Origin of the sequence: Burkholderia sp. Bp8998 (assembly GCF_003854235.1) — a bacterium.
Taxonomy (GTDB): domain Bacteria; phylum Pseudomonadota; class Gammaproteobacteria; order Burkholderiales; family Burkholderiaceae; genus Burkholderia.
Genome location: NZ_QTQF01000096.1, coordinates 1 through 4,326 on the forward strand (window position 1 = coordinate 1; position 4,326 = coordinate 4,326).

Annotated in this window: 5 protein-coding genes; 1 reads left to right on the forward strand and 4 read right to left on the reverse strand. The window is 67.4% G+C overall.

The features are described from left to right. On the reverse strand, window positions 1-260 hold a 260-nt coding region (locus tag DIE06_RS38760), incomplete at its 3' end, for a hypothetical protein (RefSeq protein WP_221624095.1). Between DIE06_RS38760 and DIE06_RS37345 the strand changes: the two genes are divergently transcribed. Then, window positions 259-534, forward strand: a complete 276-nt coding sequence (locus DIE06_RS37345; RefSeq protein WP_124665698.1) for a hypothetical protein — start codon at window positions 259-261, stop codon at window positions 532-534. The genes DIE06_RS38760 and DIE06_RS37345 overlap by 2 nt on opposite strands. Window positions 535-737: 203 nt before the next feature. Here DIE06_RS37345 and waaA read toward each other — a convergent pair whose 3' ends face one another. Genes waaA through waaC form a run of 3 tightly spaced genes read right to left on the reverse strand, consistent with a single transcriptional unit; the run spans window position 738 to window position 4,057 of the window. After that, window positions 738-2,087 carry a lipid IV(A) 3-deoxy-D-manno-octulosonic acid transferase gene (gene waaA / locus DIE06_RS37350; RefSeq protein WP_124665699.1) on the reverse strand — a complete coding sequence of 450 codons (1,350 nt, stop codon included), beginning with the start codon at window positions 2,085-2,087 and terminating at the stop codon, window positions 738-740. A gap of 37 nt (window positions 2,088-2,124) precedes the next feature. Next, entirely contained in the window at window positions 2,125-3,009 is an 885-nt protein-coding gene (locus DIE06_RS37355; protein WP_124665700.1) for a Kdo hydroxylase family protein, read from the reverse strand. Between the two features lie 52 nt (window positions 3,010-3,061). After that, window positions 3,062-4,057: a lipopolysaccharide heptosyltransferase I gene (gene waaC / locus DIE06_RS37360; protein ID WP_124665701.1), complete on the reverse strand. Its 996-nt coding sequence runs from the start codon at window positions 4,055-4,057 to the stop codon at window positions 3,062-3,064. Between the last annotated feature and the right edge of the window lie 269 nt (window positions 4,058-4,326).

Consider the following 4,326-nt stretch of genomic DNA (forward strand, 5'->3'; position numbering starts at 1 on the left):
ACCCCTGAAGAGGCTATGGCGATGGAATTGGCTGCCGCCGGATTGGCTAAACGTTGCACTTGATTCTTGAGACCACCGGATACCCATTCTATTAGCCAGCTGCATTCAATCGGTGGCAATGGGATTTCGCTAGGCACCGCATTACCCCGCCGACCCGAATGGGTTTCCTGAAAATCCGAACAGCACTGTTGCCCGCCAAAAAAATCCCGGCCATTGATTCGGATCTTAGCGCATACGGAACAATTGAGGTCATCACGCATGGCGACATTCGCCCGTAGGCTACTGAAGGTTTTGCTATTTATCGGGCTACTTCTTATTGCAGCTCGTTATCTTCCGCCATCCAATAAGTGGACGCCGGCCGAAGCGCGCGCATGGTGGCGTGCTTCAGAATGGCTCGGCGTTCGCGATCCCGACGATTTGTATTTCGTGGTGTGGGTGACTATCGAACTGATTGCGGCAGTATTCGCCTATGTAGCGATTATGTGGCTGTGGCGACACCATCGCAAAAAAAGCATGTCGAGAAATAGCGACTAAGAATGGCCGCACCATAGGCTTTTCAAAATCGCACTGTTTTCCGATCTGCTCGTTCTATCGCTTTGTTCTGCCCCCTCTATGAGTAGAAAGAAAGCCACGCGCTTACCCGACTCAAGGTTCACTGGACACGACCTTGCCCCTTCAACTCGTTGCAACTCATTCGAGCGCGACGCGCTCGAATGCAAGTCGCACACATACATGCCCTAAGCGTCCTGCCCGTCCTGCGTCGCGTGCGTGCCGTTCTCAACCGGCGGCAGCAACGCCGCGAGCACGTCGACCGAGCGCGCGGTCGCGCCGCGATGGCGCGACGCGAACGCAGCACCGGCCGCGCCCATCGCGATACGCCGTGCGTGGTCGGCGAACAGCGCGTCGAGCACATGCGCCAGATCGAGCGGATCGGCAACCTGCAGCGCCGCGCCGGCCGCGACCGCATCGGCGGTCGCCTGCGTGAAGTTGAACACGTGCGGCCCGATCAGCACCGGCACGCCGACCGCGCACGCCTCGATCAGGTTCTGCCCGCCGAGCGGCAGCAGGCTGCCGCCGATGAACGCGACGTCGGCGGCCGCGTAGTACGCGCCGAGCTCGCCCATCGAATCGCCGAGCAATACCGTCACGTCGCGCGGCAATGGCTCTGTCGCAGCGGGCCGGCCAGCCGCAAGCGCCGCGGCATTCGCGCCCCACACCGAACGCCGCACGCACTTGAACCCGTTACGCGCGACCAGCGCCTCGACTTCGGCGAAACGCTGCGGATGCCGCGGCACGAGCACCAGCAGCGCACCGGGCGTCTTCATCGCCGCGAATGCCTGCAGCACCAGCGCCTCCTCGTTCTCGCGCGTGCTGGCGGCGACCCATACGGGCCGCGTGCCGATCGCGTCGCGCCATGCATGGCCGCGCGCCGCCAGCTCCGGCGGCGTCGTCATGTCGAACTTCAGGTTGCCGAGCACCGCCACGTTGCGCGCGCCGAGCGACGTCAGCCGCTCCGCGTCGGCCGGGCTCTGCGCGAGCACGCGCGAGAAACCGCCGAACACGTCGCGCGTCGCCGCACCGAATTTCGTCGCACGGCGATGCGAGCGCGCGGACATCCGCGCGTTGGTCAGCACGAGCGGCACGTCCGCGCGGCGGCACTCGTCGATCAGCGTCGGCCACACTTCGGTTTCCATCACGAGGCCAAGCGTCGGCCGCCATGCGCGCAGGAAACACCGCACTGCGCCCGGCATGTCGTACGGCAGGTAGCAGCGCAGCACGCGGTCGCCGAAGATCTGCTCGCCGGTCGCGCGGCCGCTCGGCGTCATGTGCGTGAGCAGGATGCGCGCGTCGGGACGTGCGCGCATCAGCGCGTCGATCAGCGGCTGCGCGGCGCGCGTCTCGCCGACCGACACCGCATGCACCCAGATCAGCGGCGCGCGATCGTCCGGCGAACGGCCGGCGACGTGGCCGAAGCGCTCGCCGATGTGCTCGCGATAGCCGCGCTCCTTGCGCGAGCGCACCAAGAGGCGGATGACCGCGATCGGCGCGACGAGCCACCACAACGCACGATAGATCGCCCTCAGCATGAGCGGGCTCCGTCACCACGGAGCATGCGGTGCGCGCTCAAACCAGCGCCCTGCCCTGCAGGCGCTCGAGAATCCCGAGCGGCGCGCATTCGCGACGCACCATCGCGTCGACCGGCAGGAAGAAGGTCTGCTCGAGCATGAACTGGCCGGACATCACAGCGTGCGAAGTCTGATCCGAGAAACATATCCACACGCTGCCCGGCGGAAACGGCATCGTCTGCTGCGGGCAGGTCTTCTGGTAGTCGAGATCGGCCTTCATCCGGTCGTGCAGGTTCAGCATCAGGTGGTCGTACGCGCTGCGCGGCGACTTCGTCACGTGCAGCAGGTTCAACAGCCACGCCGAGCCCGGCAACTGCGGCCGGATCTTCGGCAAGAAGCGCTTCGCGACGTCCTCGAACGGCTCGCCGACGCGCCACACGCGCGGCTGGCCGGCCGGGTTCACGTTCGTGAACACGCGCAGGATCCGCTCGCCGTAGTTCGGCCGCGACGGGAACGCATCGACGTGCAGCCGGCTGTCGTCCTTGCGCCAGGATGTCTGGCGCGTCTCGACCTGCATCAGCCGCAGGCTCGTCGGCGCGACGCGCAGCTTGCCGCGGTATTCGGGAAACAGGCCGTCGACGAGCGTGCCGGCCTGCTGCTGGAAGCGCGCGACCAGCGCGCGCACGGCCGACTGCGTGACGCTGTCGCCGAGCACGCCGGCGAGCGCGCCGCCGTTCGGCGCGAGGCTGATGTTCTTGCGTTTCGGATCGGCGAGCGCCGGATCGAGCAGCGCTTCCTCACCGCCTTCGATCACGAAGCGCAGGTGCGGGAAATACAGCACCTTGCCTTCCTCGACCGCGGCGAGCAGCTGCTCGCGCGGCGCCGACAGGTTGTGTCCGCTCCAGTCGGCGGACGGGACTTCGATGATCTGGGATTCGCTCATGATCGGTTCGCGTGCGTAACGGGCAGAACAGGCAGGGTAGGTATGACGAGCATCACAGCAGGCCGAAGCCCGAGAGCGCCGCCTTCACCTGTGCGATCGACGGCGGCTGCCCCGCCGTGCCGAGATTGACGACGTTCGGCGACCAGTAGCCGCCGGTCCGCCAGGCCGTCGCGAAATTGTACAGTTCGACTGTCGGACGCTTCAGCGCGGCCGCGATATGAACCAGACCTGTATCAACCCCCACCGTCGCGGCCGCGCCGTCGATCAGGCCGACGACGGCCGGCAGCGACAGCTTCGGCGGCACGATCGCCGCCGCACCGAACTCCTTCGCGAGCCGCTCGCTGGTCGCGCGCTCCGCGTCGTTGCCCCACGGCAGCACGAGCGACGCGCCGCGCCGCACGAGCGCCTGGCCGAGCTCGATCCACGCAGCGTCCGGCCACTGCTTGTCGGCGCGCGACGTCGCATGCACGAACACCACGTACGGCACCGGCAGGTTCAGGCCGAGCGCCGCGACCGCGAGCGCCGCCGCGCGCGTATCGAGGCCGAAGTCGACCGGATCGGCCGGCGTCGGCGCCGGGTCGCCCAGCGCGGCCGCGACCAGCTGGCGCGAACGCTCGACCACGTGCGTGCGCGGCGCGATCGGCACGCGCTTGCGATAGAAGAAGCGCACCGGCCATTCGTAGCCCGCGCCGTCGGTGCGGTTGCCGAGGCCGGCGAGCGGGCCACGCGCCCAGCTCGCGACCCAGGCCGTCTTGATGAGCCCCTGGCAGTCGATCACGAGGTCGTACTGCTCGGCCGCGAGGCGCTTGCGAAACGCGCGGATCTCGCGCCACGTCGCGCCCGAGAACGGCTTCTTGCGCCAGCGGCGCAGCGAGAACGGCAGTACGTCGCGCACGCCGTCGACGAGCCGCACGAGGTCGACGAAGCTTTCCTCGACGAGCCAGTCGATCTGCGCATCGGGGTGGCGACGCCGGATATCGGCGATCACCGGCATGTTGTGCACGACGTCGCCCAGGGACGACACGCGCACGATCAGGATCTTTTGCACGCTGAAAAAACGCCGGCGGACGGCCGGCGACAGGCATAAAGACGCGATTTTATCGCGCCCGGGGGAGCAGACAGACAAAAAGCGGCCGCACGCCGTCAGCGTGCGCCGCTTTTCGGGGATGGCGCGACGGCTCGTTCGACCGTCGGGCCGGCGACGGCCCGCAGGCCGCCGGGATTCAGAACGGCAGTTCGGCGTCCGGCTTCGCGGCCGTCAGCACGCGGCGGAAGTCCGCCTGGATGCGCTCGAGCCCTTCCTGCGTCTCCGATTCG

What these genes read in the sequence shown, in the direction of transcription:
- DIE06_RS37345 (WP_124665698.1), top strand. Translation starts at nt 259, where the DNA reads ATGGCGACATTCGCCCGTAGGCTACTGAAGGTTTTGCTATTTATCGGG.
- waaA (WP_124665699.1), bottom strand. Translation starts at nt 2,087, where the DNA reads ATGCTGAGGGCGATCTATCGTGCGTTGTGGTGGCTCGTCGCGCCGATC.
- DIE06_RS37355 (WP_124665700.1), bottom strand. Translation starts at nt 3,009, where the DNA reads ATGAGCGAATCCCAGATCATCGAAGTCCCGTCCGCCGACTGGAGCGGA.